The sequence below is a fragment of the Halomonas sp. M1 genome, from assembly GCF_029581375.1.
Lineage (GTDB): Bacteria > Pseudomonadota > Gammaproteobacteria > Pseudomonadales > Halomonadaceae > Vreelandella.
The window spans coordinates 57,130-69,814 of the sequence record NZ_CP121119.1 but is presented as its reverse complement, the minus strand read 5'-3'; the positions used below and the strand labels follow the sequence as shown (position 1 = coordinate 69,814).

General features: G+C 54.8%; 13 protein-coding genes. 2 read left to right on the top strand and 11 right to left on the bottom strand.

Features of this window, described 5'->3' with window-relative positions:
• The first annotated feature begins 7 nt into the window (after positions 1-7).
• Positions 8-304, top strand: coding sequence for a winged helix-turn-helix domain-containing protein (locus P8S54_RS00325; RefSeq protein WP_281442748.1), 297 nt, complete (start codon positions 8-10; stop codon positions 302-304).
• Here the strand turns inward: P8S54_RS00325 and P8S54_RS00320 are convergent.
• From P8S54_RS00320 to coxB, 4 genes are read right to left on the bottom strand one after another with little or no spacing between them, the layout of a single operon-like run.
• The gene (locus P8S54_RS00320; protein ID WP_281442747.1) at positions 264-2,528 is read right to left on the bottom strand and encodes a cation-translocating P-type ATPase; all 2,265 of its coding nucleotides are present in this window, start codon (positions 2,526-2,528) and stop codon (positions 264-266) included. The two genes, P8S54_RS00325 and P8S54_RS00320, sit on opposite strands and share 41 nt — an antisense overlap.
• 15 nt (positions 2,529-2,543) lie before the next feature.
• Entirely contained in the window at positions 2,544-2,900 is a 357-nt protein-coding gene (locus P8S54_RS00315) for a hypothetical protein (protein WP_281442746.1), read from the bottom strand.
• A gap of 5 nt (positions 2,901-2,905) precedes the next feature.
• Complete coding sequence (gene ctaD / locus P8S54_RS00310; protein WP_281442745.1) at positions 2,906-5,431, bottom strand: cytochrome c oxidase subunit I; 2,526 nt, start codon at positions 5,429-5,431, stop codon at positions 2,906-2,908.
• A complete protein-coding gene (gene coxB / locus P8S54_RS00305; RefSeq protein ID WP_281442744.1) occupies positions 5,428-6,489 on the bottom strand; it encodes a cytochrome c oxidase subunit II in 1,062 nt (353 codons plus the stop codon). Before coxB ends, ctaD begins: the two co-directional genes overlap by 4 nt.
• A gap of 36 nt (positions 6,490-6,525) precedes the next feature.
• Here coxB and P8S54_RS00300 point away from each other — a divergent pair, with 36 nt between their 5' ends.
• The gene (locus P8S54_RS00300) at positions 6,526-6,984 is read left to right on the top strand and encodes a DUF2231 domain-containing protein (RefSeq protein ID WP_281442743.1); all 459 of its coding nucleotides are present in this window, start codon (positions 6,526-6,528) and stop codon (positions 6,982-6,984) included.
• Positions 6,985-7,020: 36 nt separating this feature from the next.
• Here P8S54_RS00300 and P8S54_RS00295 read toward each other — a convergent pair whose 3' ends face one another.
• From P8S54_RS00295 to P8S54_RS00265, 7 genes are all read right to left on the bottom strand, one after another.
• Positions 7,021-7,446 (bottom strand): CopD family protein, encoded by a 426-nt coding sequence (locus P8S54_RS00295; RefSeq protein ID WP_009099595.1) that lies wholly within the window; start codon positions 7,444-7,446, stop codon positions 7,021-7,023.
• An 81-nt stretch (positions 7,447-7,527) separates the two neighbouring features.
• Complete coding sequence (locus P8S54_RS00290) at positions 7,528-8,328, bottom strand: DUF2797 domain-containing protein (RefSeq protein ID WP_235803696.1); 801 nt, start codon at positions 8,326-8,328, stop codon at positions 7,528-7,530.
• 64 nt (positions 8,329-8,392) lie between these two features.
• Positions 8,393-8,677, bottom strand: a complete 285-nt coding sequence (locus tag P8S54_RS00285) for a DUF1315 family protein (protein WP_009099593.1) — start codon at positions 8,675-8,677, stop codon at positions 8,393-8,395.
• Between the two features lie 14 nt (positions 8,678-8,691).
• Complete coding sequence (locus P8S54_RS00280; RefSeq protein ID WP_009099592.1) at positions 8,692-9,540, bottom strand: rhomboid family intramembrane serine protease; 849 nt, start codon at positions 9,538-9,540, stop codon at positions 8,692-8,694.
• 205 nt (positions 9,541-9,745) lie between these two features.
• On the bottom strand, positions 9,746-10,732 hold the full coding sequence (locus tag P8S54_RS00275) for a metallophosphoesterase (RefSeq protein WP_281442742.1): 987 nt from the start codon (positions 10,730-10,732) through the stop codon (positions 9,746-9,748).
• Positions 10,733-10,734: 2 nt separating this feature from the next.
• Positions 10,735-11,667, bottom strand: coding sequence for an NAD(+) kinase (locus P8S54_RS00270; protein WP_281442741.1), 933 nt, complete (start codon positions 11,665-11,667; stop codon positions 10,735-10,737).
• A 93-nt stretch (positions 11,668-11,760) separates the two neighbouring features.
• The gene (locus tag P8S54_RS00265) at positions 11,761-12,630 is read right to left on the bottom strand and encodes a carboxylate/amino acid/amine transporter (protein ID WP_281442740.1); all 870 of its coding nucleotides are present in this window, start codon (positions 12,628-12,630) and stop codon (positions 11,761-11,763) included.
• Between the last annotated feature and the right edge of the window lie 55 nt (positions 12,631-12,685).

The window sequence follows — 12,685 nt, the reverse complement described above, 5'->3', positions numbered from 1 at the left end:
AAACCGAATGCCCCCGCTCAGCAAAACCAAGTCGAGTTTTTACCGCCGTTTATATGTGGCACATTTAATTGCGCAAGGTGTCGCGAACGTGCCCGCCCTTATTGAAGCCACCGGCATGCCAAGGCGTACCGCGCAAGATACCATCACCTCCCTGGCAGAACTGGATATCGAGTGTGTGTTCGAGAAAGGCGAAGGCGAACGGCATAATATTGGCCACTACACCATAAAACACTGGGGCGCCATTGACTCGCATTGGGTAGCCGTTAATGCGGAGCGTTTGGGGCAAGCGCTGGGCTATCGTTAACCTCGTCAGTTTCCGCCCACGCTAGCCTTGCCGCATTGAGTGTAACGCTAAGCGAGCTGGCTGCCATGGCCAGCACGGCCACCAACGGTGGTATCGCCATCACCACCACTAACCCCAGGGCTAAAGTGTTGTAAAGCGCTGAAAACGCAAGATTTTGCACCATTGCCCGACGTGTACGCTTGGCAATGCTTAGTAGCCGCACCACGCCACCCACCCCTGGCGTTAGCAACTGCGCAGCGGCCCCCTCCCGAGCAGCCTCGCTTGCCTGCATAGGGGCAACACCAACTCCTGCGGCAGCCAAACTGAGTGTATCGTTAACACCATCTCCCACGTAGAGCGTGGGGGATGGTAGCGCAGTTAGGAGCTTTGCTTTAGCTTCCGGTGAGCGCTGCGCGTAGCACGCTTCTTTGGGTAGCCCTACCTGCTGACCCAGCCAAGTCACGGGACCCTGGCGGTCACCGCTGATCATCGCCAGCCCATAACCTGAAGTTTGTAACTGCTGTATGGTTGCTTGGGCATCAGATACCGGCTGATCAGCTAGGTATAGCGTGGCAAGCCAGCCTTGACTGTCAGCCACTACCACTTGAGAGGCAAAGTCGTAAGTGGGGTCTTGGGCGCATTCAGGCAAGTCTTGGCCTTGCTGTTCAAGTTGAGCCCCTACCAAAGCGGCGCTGCCTAAAGACCACTGCTCACCGTTAGTAAACGTCATTCGCTGACCTTTACCAGGGTACTCTTCTAGCTGCTCTAACTGCGCAACCTTATCGTTTGCATAGTTTTCAGGGTTAGTTGCCCAACGCAGCAGGCCGTAAGCGAGTGGATGCTCACTTTGCCTAACGGCGGAACATAACATCTGCTGAAAGTCGGCTTGGTCTTTGGGGTGACGCAGGACAGCATGCAGCACGCTATGCTGACCACGGGTGAGCGTGCCGGTTTTATCAAAAGCGATGGCACGCACGTTAGCGAGAATTTCCAGTGCAGCGGGGTCGCGTAGGGCAACACCTTGCTGCATCGCTTGGCCGCTGCCTGCTAGGCTTGCCAGCGGCACCGCAAGGCCTACCGCGCAGGGACAGGCCACCACTAATACAGAAAGCGCACGCACGGTGGCCTCTTCCCACCCCACCCCAAATAGCAACGCAGCAGGCAGCGTCAAAACCCCAAGCACGAGCGCTGCAGGGCTCAACCATGCGGCAAACCGTTCAGCTAAGGTTTGTAGTTCGCCCTTTTGGGCCTGAAAACGGCGCATTTGTTCGCACAGCTTATCCACCCGCCGCTGCCCAACCGGCGCCGTGACCCGAAGCCTAAGGGGAGCTTCCCCACCTAAGTAACGGCAGCCCGCATACACCTGCTGCCCCTTAGCAAAGAAGCGCGGCACACTTTCGCCGGAGAGTGTCGCCGTATCTATCCAGCCAGATGTTTCCAGCGTACCGTCCAGAGGAATTGTCTCACCTGGGGCCACGTCTATTTGTGCGCCCAGGGCAATCTCTTCAACGGGTAAGGTTACCGGCTGACGATGCTGCCAGACAGTCACCTCCACGCTAGGTAGCGCTAGCGAATCAAAAGCTCTTAAGCCCCGTTGCCGGCAAAAAGTTTCGACGAGGCGACCAACCAAAAGCAGCACAATCAGCATCACGGCGGTATCAAAATAGACCTCTACTGAGCCCCGCCATAAAAGCCCCGCTGACACCACTAGCGCCCCGATAACCCCTAAACTAACCAGCACATCCATACCTGGGCGCTTGGCGAGTAGCGTGCGCCAACCGGCTCGGTAGAAGGGCAGGCCAGCGTAAAGCACTACGGGTAGCGCAAACGCACCAGAGATCCACGCAACGACGCTCTCTATCTGAACGCTGGGCAGCGCACCGGCGTATATCAGCAGCGACGCCAGCATGGTCCACATGCCAAACACGGAGCCAACGATTAAACGAAGCGACAGGTAGCGGCTCTCTTGCTCAAGGCGCGCATGGGCATCACCAACCGCCTCAAGCGCGGTTAACCGATAGCCAATTTTTGCCACGTGAGGCGCAAGCACCGCTAGCCGAATGGCGTCGGGCACTCCTTTAATCCACACCGTGGCGGTTGGGTAGTGAACGCTAACCTCTGAAACACCCACCAGGCGTTTTAGCACCCCCTCTACAGCCAGTGCACAGCTGGTACACCACATGCCGTGGAGGGTATAGAGTGGCGCTTCAATGACCTCTTCGCACCGAGGCTGCTCTTTATGCATGGCGCAGCCAAATCCCTAGAGACAAGGGGGCACCCCAATGATAGGCAGCGCGACAAACACAACGCTAAGTGCTGAAAACAGGTATAGCCCCGCAGAAACTGCCGCATTAAATCGCGCTCGCCCATGGTGTTGCTTCACGGCTTGGCAACACCCCCAGGTGAGGGCCACCAGCACGGCAGTGGTCAATAGGCTGATCAGCAGCAGCCCTCCATTCAGCAGGGTAAATACACCCTGGTCCGGCGCGGGCGGCGCGGCTTCACAGGCTACTGCGTGCCCTCCATAAACCGCGACAAACCAGATACACCACAGCGTCAAGCCAATCACAAAGTGAAGGGGATGGGTTAAACGCAAACGCTCCATTAGAGTTGTCATAGTGCTTAGCCCCCTATCACACGGGGCAGAACAGCAAGCGCCCCTACTAACACCCAGAAGGTAACCACGTTATAGCGCCATAGCTGTATCACCACCGCAGGCTCAAAAGGCGCATGAACACCCACATAGCCATAACCCACGCGTAACCCTTGCATCACGGTAAGAATAACCGCTAAGCCGCCGTGAAACAGGGCGTAGATAAGACCGACCAGCATGATCGCATCGTGGGTGGTTTGGGTTGGCGATAGATCGGCGCCATACAGCGCCCAACCCGTTAAGGCTACCTGCAAGGCACCTAGTGCGCCTGCCAAGTAAAAGCCTGAACCCAAACCAGCATCACGCTGCTGCCGAAGCCCGCGTATTAGTTTTACCATCACGCCATAGCCCGCCAGCACTGCAATACCAGCGCCAGCCAAAATACTTAATGAGAGCGGCGGCACCGGAGGCATGCTCCACTCGGGCGACACTGTCCAGAGATAAAACCAGCCAAATAAATAGGAGAGGAAAAAGGAGCCGTTGGCAATCAAAAAGGTGGCCATCGCCCAGACCCCAGGCCTATCCATGGTACGAGAGTGAAGCGGCGGGTCTCCTGGCACCACACCCGCTTCTGGTGCGGCTTTGGGGTGCGCGCCGTTTTCCCATGACCAACGCAGCAGGAATACACCGGCAATCAATACAAAGATACCTGCTATTGCGTACACGCGGACTAAGAGGCTAATACATACCACTGCCAGCGCTGCTGCTGCGAATAGCGGCCACCAAGAGTTGCCCGGCAGGTGAATAATTTCACGCACTTTACCCGTAATGGGGTCGGTACCCCACATTTCCCGCCGACCATGGGAAGCAACCGCCAGAGAGTGTTTACCTTCGGCCATGGTGTAGGGAAGGTTAGGGTCATCCCAAAGGGGGTGACGCGTTTCGATGTTGGGCAGGCTGACAAAATTATAGGCACTTGGCGGCATTGTATTAGCCCACTCAAGCGTGTCGGCATTCCATGGATTATGCTTGGCAGGTTTACCAAAACGGAAGTGCAGCGCGATATCCAGCAGCACCATGGCAATACCAGCTGACATCACAAAGCTACTAACCGATGAGAGCAGGTTATAAATATCCCATCCCATTCCCGTATCGTAGGTATAAATACGGCGCGGCATGCCCAATAGCCCTGTCCAGTGCATAATCAGGAAAGTACCGTTGAAACCCAGGAAAGTGAGCCAGAACCCCCAGCGGCCTAAATTTTCTGATGGCATACGCCCAGAAAAGAGCGGCAGCCAATAATAAAGCCCAGCAATTAACGGGAAGAACATGCCCCCCACAAGAACGTAGTGCATGTGGGCCACCACAAAGTGGGTATCGTGCACTTGCCAGTTAAACGGAACCAACGCCAGCATAACGCCCGTCAAACCGCCACAGACAAAGATAATCAAGAAGCCCATTACCCAAAGCATTGGCAGTTTCATTTTGGGCTTGCCTAACCACAGCGTTGCCAGCCAAACAAATACTTGAATGGCGGTGGGCACCGCCACCAACATACTGGCGGCCGAGAAAAATGCCTGTGCAAGCTGGGGTATGCCCACAGTGAACATGTGGTGCACCCATAACCCGAAGCTAATAAACCCCGTCACGATAATCGCGAATACCACCCAGCCATAGCCAACAATCGGCCGCCCGGCAAATACCGGGATGAGCGTGGAAACAATGCCCGCCGCCGGCAGGAAGATGATGTAGACCTCAGGGTGGCCAAAAAGCCAGAACAGGTGTTGCCATAAGATAGGATCACCGCCGGCCGCCACTTCAAAAAATGGCATGCCCACGGCACGCTCAAGTTCAAGCAACACACTGGCTAAGATTAACGGTGGAAAGCCCACCACAATCATTAACGCCATAGCGAGGATATACCAAGCAAATAGCGGCATTTTATGCAGCGCCATCCCCTGGGTTCGGGTACGCAAGATAGAAACGACAATTTCAACCCCTGCCGACAGCGCAGAAATCTCTACAAAGGTGATGCCCAACAGCCAGAAGTCTGAGCCTAAGCCTGGGGAAAATTCGCTGCTACTCAACGGGGTGTACATAAACCAGCCGCTGGACGGCGCCATCTCCAAAACGAGGCTAGACATAAGGATGATGCCGCCGAATAGGTAGCACCAATAGCCTAACGAGGTCAGCCTTGGGCAGACCAAATCTCGCGCGCCGATCATCTTGGGAATCATATAAATCGCTAGCCCTTCCAACATAGGGATAGCGAACAGGAACATCATCACCGTGCCATGCATGGTGGTAACTTGGTTATAGATGTCCGGCGACATGAAGTCTTGATCAGGCATCGCAAGCTGGGTGCGTATAAGCATGGCAAGAATGCCACCAATCAAGAAAAACACCATCCCCGTGACCATGAAACGTAGGCCCAAGGTGGTGTGATTCACAATCGTTAGTGCTTTAAGCCCTTTTGGATTGCCCCAAATGTCGTGTAGGTCATCGTGTAGCTGCTGGGGGTCATGCTCAATGGCTTTATCGTTGACTGTGCTCATGGGCTCAAGGTCTCCAACCAAGCACCAAGGGCATCCAAGGTGTCCGTTTCTATATCATCATGAGATGGCATCCTATTCCCAGGCTTTAGCGATTGGTGATACTTTAGCCACCGACTCACAGCGCCCTCCTCCATAGCCATAACGCCCGCCCCCACCGTCGCGCGGCTACCCATATCCGACAAGTTCGGCCCGGTGGTACCACTACTAATGCCAGCTACCTGATGGCAACTGGCACAATGGGTCATGAAAGCATCGCGCGCGTCATCGTGGCTGGCGTCGGCGGCGGCCACCGCACTCAGCTGCTCTTCTTGGCGCTCTGCTAACCAGGCGTCGTACTCCTCTCTAGGAAGCGCCTCAACGAAAAGGTGCATATGCGCGTGGCCAACACCACAAAACTCCGCACACTGAGCGCCAAAAACAGCGGGGATATCGGCTTCTAGACGGATTCTATTCACCCTACCGGGGATCATGTCCACCTTGCCGCCCAGGCGCGGTATCCAGAAGGCGTGAATCACGTCCGCACCGGTCACATGGAAATCAACCGGCTCACCTACGGGCATGACCAGATGGTTCGCGGTTACCACCTGCCCCCCTTCAGCGTTGGGATAGCGCACTTCGAACCACCACTGGTGCCCAATCACTTCAATAACTTCCGCTGAATCGTCGATCGCCAGCATGCGCTGCCCGGCAGGTACGCCAAACGCCAACAATGCGATAATGCTGGTCACGGGCAGCACGATACCACCGCCTAGAATCCAGCGGCGAGCAATGCGCCGCTCCTGAACCGGGGTACGCGTTACCTCCCGGGGCTTAAAAGCGTACAGCCATAGCGCCGTCACGGCGACAAGCACAACCGTTCCGAAACTCAGCATGATCCACCAAATCAGCGCCACATCACGTGCAGCTTGTCCAGCGGGGTCTAGAATAGATTTATCGCCTGCACAACCAGCGGTTAAGCCAGCAGCGGCGAGCACTGTCACTAACGCTATTTGGTTGACCCGTTGGCGCGATACGCGTTGAATATTCCGTGAGGCCGTGTAGCAGTTGCGTTCCCTCATTTGCTATTTCCCTTTGTCTGCCCACAGGAAGTGACCATGGCACCAACTCCCCAGCGATCGATAAAAAGCCGAGCTTCTCTGGCTGGCCACCCATTGCATCCTGTAATGATCCACTTTCCTGTAGCCGCCTTGATGGCACTGGTAGCAAGCGACCTGGCTTACTGGTACACCAACGACCCCTTTTGGCTGCGTAGCGGCCTTTGGCTGGCGGGCGTAGGCGCTTTTGGTGGCTGGATAGCGTCTATCGCAGGGATCATTGATCTGGTAACCGTTGCCCGTATCCGCCGACTTATCACCGGCTGGAGCCATGCGATTGTGGCCGTTGTAATGCTCTCGCTGGCGTCGTTCAACTGGCTGCTGCGGCTTAATGAACCCAGTGCCATTCTGCCCTGGGGCCTGGCTGTATCGCTGCTCACTGGCGCACTTATTGCGCTGGCTGGCTGGTTGGGAGGCCAACTGGTGTACGAGCACGCAGTGGGCGTGGATGTTGATTAGCAGCCAAGAAGGCGCACTAAGACTTTTCATAAACACTTAACTCCAGTCCAAGGGCTTGGCCAACACAAACCCCAGTACTGCTAAAATACCCGCCACCGCTAGCAACAATGCAAGCAGCGTGGCGGATTTCACACCTTTGTGGATTCCCAGCTCCAAGCGTAAAATTAGCCAGCCAAAGCAGCCGTGGGCAGCCACCATCGCCACCACAGCGCCAAGTTTTAGAATTAACCAGCCGCCTAACAACCCATGCAACAGAAATAGCAGCGTGCCCGAAGCAATCGCTGCAAGCGCTGCTGGCGTCGCCACCGAATTGTAGAAAAACCGCGGCATCGGCGGAGCGCCTTGGGCAAAACCAGCATCTTTACGAAGCTGAAGTGCCTGGCTAAGCAGCGCCGGCAAATACAGAAGTGAGCCGCACCAGATAACCAGCGCGGCAATGTGGAGCAGTTTTAGCCAGGGCATTGCGGCTTCCTTGCGTTGCATTGGGCAGGGGTATTTTTACACCATTAACCTTAGTCAACCCAAGCCACTCTGGCTAGCCGTTTAACGCACCGTAATTTCGTAACCTGTGAATTTCCGTAGATTAATAACGCCCGTATCAAACATCAAATACTGCCCTTTCACCCCCTGTAGCACCCCTTCAACCAGGGGCTTCTTATCAAAATTATGCGAGACTACCTTGCGAGGGAAAGTGTCGACGGGGTAATGAAAGTGCAGCGGCTTTTCATCCAACGTGCGAATAGCTCCGGCTCCGTGAATCTCACGCAGCTGGGCTAACCCATCAGCCAGCTGTTGAAAAAGCTGGTCGCGCTCTGCGGCTAAATCTAGCGTTTCCACCTCACCCTTGAGCATCGCGCGCCAATTAGTGCGATCAGCCACCCGCTCTTTAAACAGCATTTCGACAAGGCCAGACTGTTGACGCGTATCCACTTCCAGTATGGGTAGCGCTTGAATGGCCCCCTGATCTAACCAACGGGTGGGCATTTGAGTTTTGCGGGTAATACCCACCTTCAGCCCTGATGAGTTTGCCAAATAGACAATATGCGGCTGGAAGCAGTGCTTTTCACCCCACTCAGGCTCACGACAAGTGCCTAGGTGATAGTGGCAGGTTTCCGGCTTCATAATGCACGTATCGCACTGCGCCAAGCGTTTAAAGCAGGGGTAACAGTGGCCTTGGGCAAAGCTTTTTTTAGTCGCCCGTCCACAGTGAGTGCAAGCAATCGCGCCGCTCCAGGTAAGGCTGAGCCGCTCCCCAATCAACGTATTGAGCAAAAGACGCTGCTCGCCTGCCCGCAAGTGGTAAACCACTGAATCGTCTGGACTAGCAGGCAGTGCCGCTGCCATTTTAGTTAAGCAACCCTGGGCAGTGGGTGGTTGAGCATTCAGTGACTGGGAAGAGAACAGACTGTCAGTCACGCGTGGCATCCCGGGCTAGTCCTGCCATTTCAGGGGTAACGCCAGCGCCCGTCGCACCCGCCCCGCAGGTGCGGTGCTCAAGGTAGCCCACACGGTTCTCTTCAGGCACATTATTTTCAACCTCAAAACGCATTACTGCTTCCAGGCAAAGCTCTGTCTGTTCTGGCGTTAGGCGACGGCCATCAGGCCATTTACGCAGCGAAACCGCCTGTTTAAGGCTCTCATAAATTGCGGGGGTCATTTGGTTGATCATACGATCAAAAGTCATATCGCTCATCGCAAGCTCCTCGCTCAGCGTTTTCTTCGTTTGGATGAATAATACCAGCCTGACGCCAGCCCCACGAGCAGTCCACCCAAGTGCGCTTCATTGGCCACATTGCCAAAACCTACGCTTCCCGCGACATCCATCATGGTGAACACCATCCAACCCAGCATAAATACCACAAGCATTTGCGGCACAAAAAAGCCGCTACGTGGCACACGCCGGGACATCAGCCATACATGGGCAAGCAGTGCGTAAACAACGCCAGACATACCGCCAAACAGAACGGTGCCGGTAACATATTGGGCTAAATTGGCTCCAATACCAGCCACCAGAAGCAGCAGTAACATGGTGCGGCTACCTTGAAGCTGCTCAATTTGGCGGCCGAAGTACCACACCCACATCAGGTTGAATATCAGGTGCATCCAGCCAAAATGCAAAAACGCTGGCGACAACAACCGCCATACCTGCCCAGAAGCAAGCGTGTCGCCAAGCGAGCCGTACACTAGTTGCCCACCCGATACGCCCACCGGCACGATGGTAAGCGCCACGATCAGTAGGTCACCAAAAACGCCGGTTAACGCAAAGATGAGCACGCTTATACCGATCATCAAGGCGGTGACGGGTAACTGGCGGATTATCGCAAAAATATTGCGTGACGCAGGTGGACGGGCTTTGGGGGCATCAACAATTAGCGTTTCTCCCCGCTCCCAACGCGCTACGAGGCTCGTTAACTCCGTGTGCTGGCGTGGGTCAGCGACCCAGAGCAGCTGTCCATCGGCTTCATCAGTAATGCGGTGCCCAATGCGGTAGTGCCACAATGCCTTACGCAGCTCGCTGGTATCTGCACCTAGGGGTAAAAGCGTTACTGGATGCATGGCGACTTCCTTATTTGCATTTAGGTATTCCCAGCGTCTGCAATCGGTTTAGCCAGCGTACAAACAAAAAAAACCGGCGGAGGGGGCCGCCGGGTAAAAAGCAAGGGATCATTCAAGGGAACACTTACTCTGATAGCCGGCAACAGGGTTAGTTCAGCAGTTTTGCAAAAAATATGTAACCGTATGTATGCTTTGTTATCTTTACTTAATCAAAATCGATTTCCCACGGCTTAGGCAGCGCCCGCTCCTCTTTAGGCACTTGAATCCAAACGAAATGATCGGCGTTCAACGTTTCTTCACCACTCCAACGATAAGCCACTAATCGCCCGTATTTTACTGCACTATAATCCAGGCAGGCGATATTATTAGTGGGCAGCGCTGGAATTCCCTCGCACCAGTAGTGGCCAATAAACAGTGGCGGCTTTTCAGGCCCGTAGTAGCTCAGCCGCTTCCGCTCCTGGGGCGTTAAGCTTCGAGACTCCAAGTTTCCAGGTAGGTTATCGGGTTGAAAAACCACGTCCCCCCACTGCTGAGGGTTAGCTGACCAAAAGTGCGCACGAAAACTCTGCCGTGTGAACCCATCCCCTGAGTGAATGGCCACGCCCGGGGGTAGCGGTATATGAGTGCCGCGGGTCAAGCGATCCAGTATCCGAAATGCTTGGGTGGAGGGGTCGGTGGATTCAACTAAGAAGCGGCTGTCCATTCGGGCATCCGGAGCACGCGCTGTTAGCTGGCTAATTAGCTCGTCATCCCAGCAGGCATGCACAACTCGAATACCGTCTAGCTCTAAAAATAGAGGGATCGTTTTGAACCACGCCAGCGTGTCTTCCCACTCGTTGGTGTAGTCCCTATATTGGGCCAGGGTGTCTTCAATAATTCGGTTATGCCGTGGCGTATGCTCCCGCAGCCAGCGCCGGTTACTCCCCGGAGGAGCCGGATGTGTGTAGGCCAGAGCGTTATATTCGTGATTACCCATCACGATGTGTGCTTCGCCCTCCTCCACCATCCGCCGAGCAATAGTCACCGCTAGGCGAATACGCGGGCCGCGATCAATCAAATCACCCAGGAAAATAACCTTTCTGCGCGGGTGGCGGTATACCCCACCGCGCTGGTGATAGCCTAGCTTTTCCAGCAAGGCCGCCAGGGTGGCGCCACAGCCGTGCACATCACCAATTAAATCGTAACCCTCCATACTCAATCCCCTAACCGATGGCTCCAGCCAAGCTTGCTGCGCAGCACTTCATAAAAGTTGTGTCCAATGGGATGCACCAGCTGAACACGCTCAGGCTTACGCTTAATCACCAATACGTCATCAGGCTTAGCCACTGCTCGGGTTTGTCCGTCGCAGCTAATATGGGGGTAGGAGTGATTAGTTTCACCAATATGTATGCGTATTTCACTGGCAGCATCAATCACGATGGGGCGGCTTGAAAGCGTATGGGGAAACATCGGCACTAGCGTTACCACATCCAGCTTGGGGTGCATAATCGGCCCACCGCCAGAAAGTGCATAAGCGGTAGAACCGGTAGGCGTGGCGATAATCAGGCCGTCACTACGCTGGCTATAAACAAACTGACCGTCAATAAACAGCTCAAACTCAATCATGCGCACTGCTTTGCCAGGATGCACCACTACTTCATTAAGCGCATCGCCATTACCTACCGCAACACCGTTACGGTAGAGCACCGCGTCCAACAAGAAGCGCTCTTCAACCTCAAACTCCCCCGCCAGTACTTCTCCTACCCGGGTTTCAAGCTCAGCCGGTGAAATATCGGTCAGAAAGCCTAAACGCCCACGGTTCACGCCTAAAATCAGCGTACCGCTGCGGCAGAGAGTACGAGCAGCGCCTAATAAACTGCCGTCTCCACCGACCACAATCACTAAGTCACACAGCTCTCCCAGCATGCGGCGGCTGGCTTCTGGCTGACCGTGGTCTGGAACAACCGTGGCGGTACGATCTTCAACCAGCACTTTGTAGCCGTGAGAAACTAAGTAAGTAACCAGGCGCGTTAGCGAGTCAACCACCTCATTACTGCCAAGGCGGCCGATTAAACCAATCGTTTTGAACGGCTTACCCTTTCGCGCAAAATCCAATGGTGCAATATGTATCGACGGAGTATCAGGCATGGGCGACTCTCGCTAGCATCAGCCGACATTATGTAGAGTCGGGCGGTATCGAGCAAATAAGTCGCCTGCCGGCTTTCTGAAGTAATAGGGTCATTATGCTGCGGCTGGGGTTCTACGCTTTAGCCACCATTGATTGAGCCAAAGCGAAGCCATCATGATCACCGCGCCTAAAATAAGCTTGGCAATATCGGCATCGCGATTCCAGATCACGAGATTAACCACCAAACCTGCTGGCACCAGCGCGTTGTTCATCACTGCCAGCGTACCGGCATCCACCTTAGTGGCTCCTTGGTTCCAAGCGAAATAACCAACGCCTGAGGCTACGAGGCCTAGCCAAGCCAATACCCCCCACTGAACGGATGTCGTTGGTAAGGCAGCGGTATTACCAAACAGCAGGAAGGCAGGCAGGGCAATCACCATAGCGCCGACAAAGAACCAGCCAAACACGCTATGCCAAGGCAGCGTTGGCGGAAGGTCGGCGGCCAAGCGCCGATACCCAACCTGCCCAATGGCAAAACAGAGGTTAGCGCCCTGTACTACCAAAAATCCTACCCAAAAACCGCTGTCCACACCGTCGTAGCGGATCACACCAGCACCCAGCACGGCCAGCACGGCGGTAACGAGATAGATAGGAGTGAAGCGGCCAAACATAAGATCATCCAGCAGCGCTATATAGACAGGCGTAAAGATGGTAAATAGCAGTACCTCAGGCACTGATAGCAGCAAAAATGACTGATAAAAGAACACATACATAACACCCAACTGCACAGCGCCTAGGGCCATGAGCGCCAAGCGCTGCTTGCCACGAAGCAAGCTGGGGCGCAAAAAGGGAAGGAACACCAGCATAGCCAGGGTAACCCTCATCAAAACAGCGAAATAACTATCTACCTGGCCCGCCAGGTAAACACCAATTAACGAGAATGAGAACGCCCAAAGCGCCGTCACTCCGACAAGGTAGCCCATCGTAAACCTCTTTGCGCATAAAAGTTGACAGTGATTATACGCCTATCAACCACGC

Coding starts and splice junctions, on each gene's coding strand:
- P8S54_RS00325 (WP_281442748.1), top strand. CDS start 8: ATGCCCCCGCTCAGCAAAACCAAGTCGAGTTTTTACCGCCGTTTATAT.
- P8S54_RS00320 (WP_281442747.1), bottom strand. CDS start 2,528: ATGCATAAAGAGCAGCCTCGGTGCGAAGAGGTCATTGAAGCGCCACTC.
- P8S54_RS00315 (WP_281442746.1), bottom strand. CDS start 2,900: ATGACAACTCTAATGGAGCGTTTGCGTTTAACCCATCCCCTTCACTTT.
- ctaD (WP_281442745.1), bottom strand. CDS start 5,431: ATGAGCACAGTCAACGATAAAGCCATTGAGCATGACCCCCAGCAGCTA.
- coxB (WP_281442744.1), bottom strand. CDS start 6,489: ATGAGGGAACGCAACTGCTACACGGCCTCACGGAATATTCAACGCGTA.
- P8S54_RS00300 (WP_281442743.1), top strand. CDS start 6,526: ATGGCACCAACTCCCCAGCGATCGATAAAAAGCCGAGCTTCTCTGGCT.
- P8S54_RS00295 (WP_009099595.1), bottom strand. CDS start 7,446: ATGCCCTGGCTAAAACTGCTCCACATTGCCGCGCTGGTTATCTGGTGC.
- P8S54_RS00290 (WP_235803696.1), bottom strand. CDS start 8,328: ATGGCAGCGGCACTGCCTGCTAGTCCAGACGATTCAGTGGTTTACCAC.
- P8S54_RS00285 (WP_009099593.1), bottom strand. CDS start 8,677: ATGAGCGATATGACTTTTGATCGTATGATCAACCAAATGACCCCCGCA.
- P8S54_RS00280 (WP_009099592.1), bottom strand. CDS start 9,540: ATGCATCCAGTAACGCTTTTACCCCTAGGTGCAGATACCAGCGAGCTG.
- P8S54_RS00275 (WP_281442742.1), bottom strand. CDS start 10,732: ATGGAGGGTTACGATTTAATTGGTGATGTGCACGGCTGTGGCGCCACC.
- P8S54_RS00270 (WP_281442741.1), bottom strand. CDS start 11,667: ATGCCTGATACTCCGTCGATACATATTGCACCATTGGATTTTGCGCGA.
- P8S54_RS00265 (WP_281442740.1), bottom strand. CDS start 12,630: ATGGGCTACCTTGTCGGAGTGACGGCGCTTTGGGCGTTCTCATTCTCG.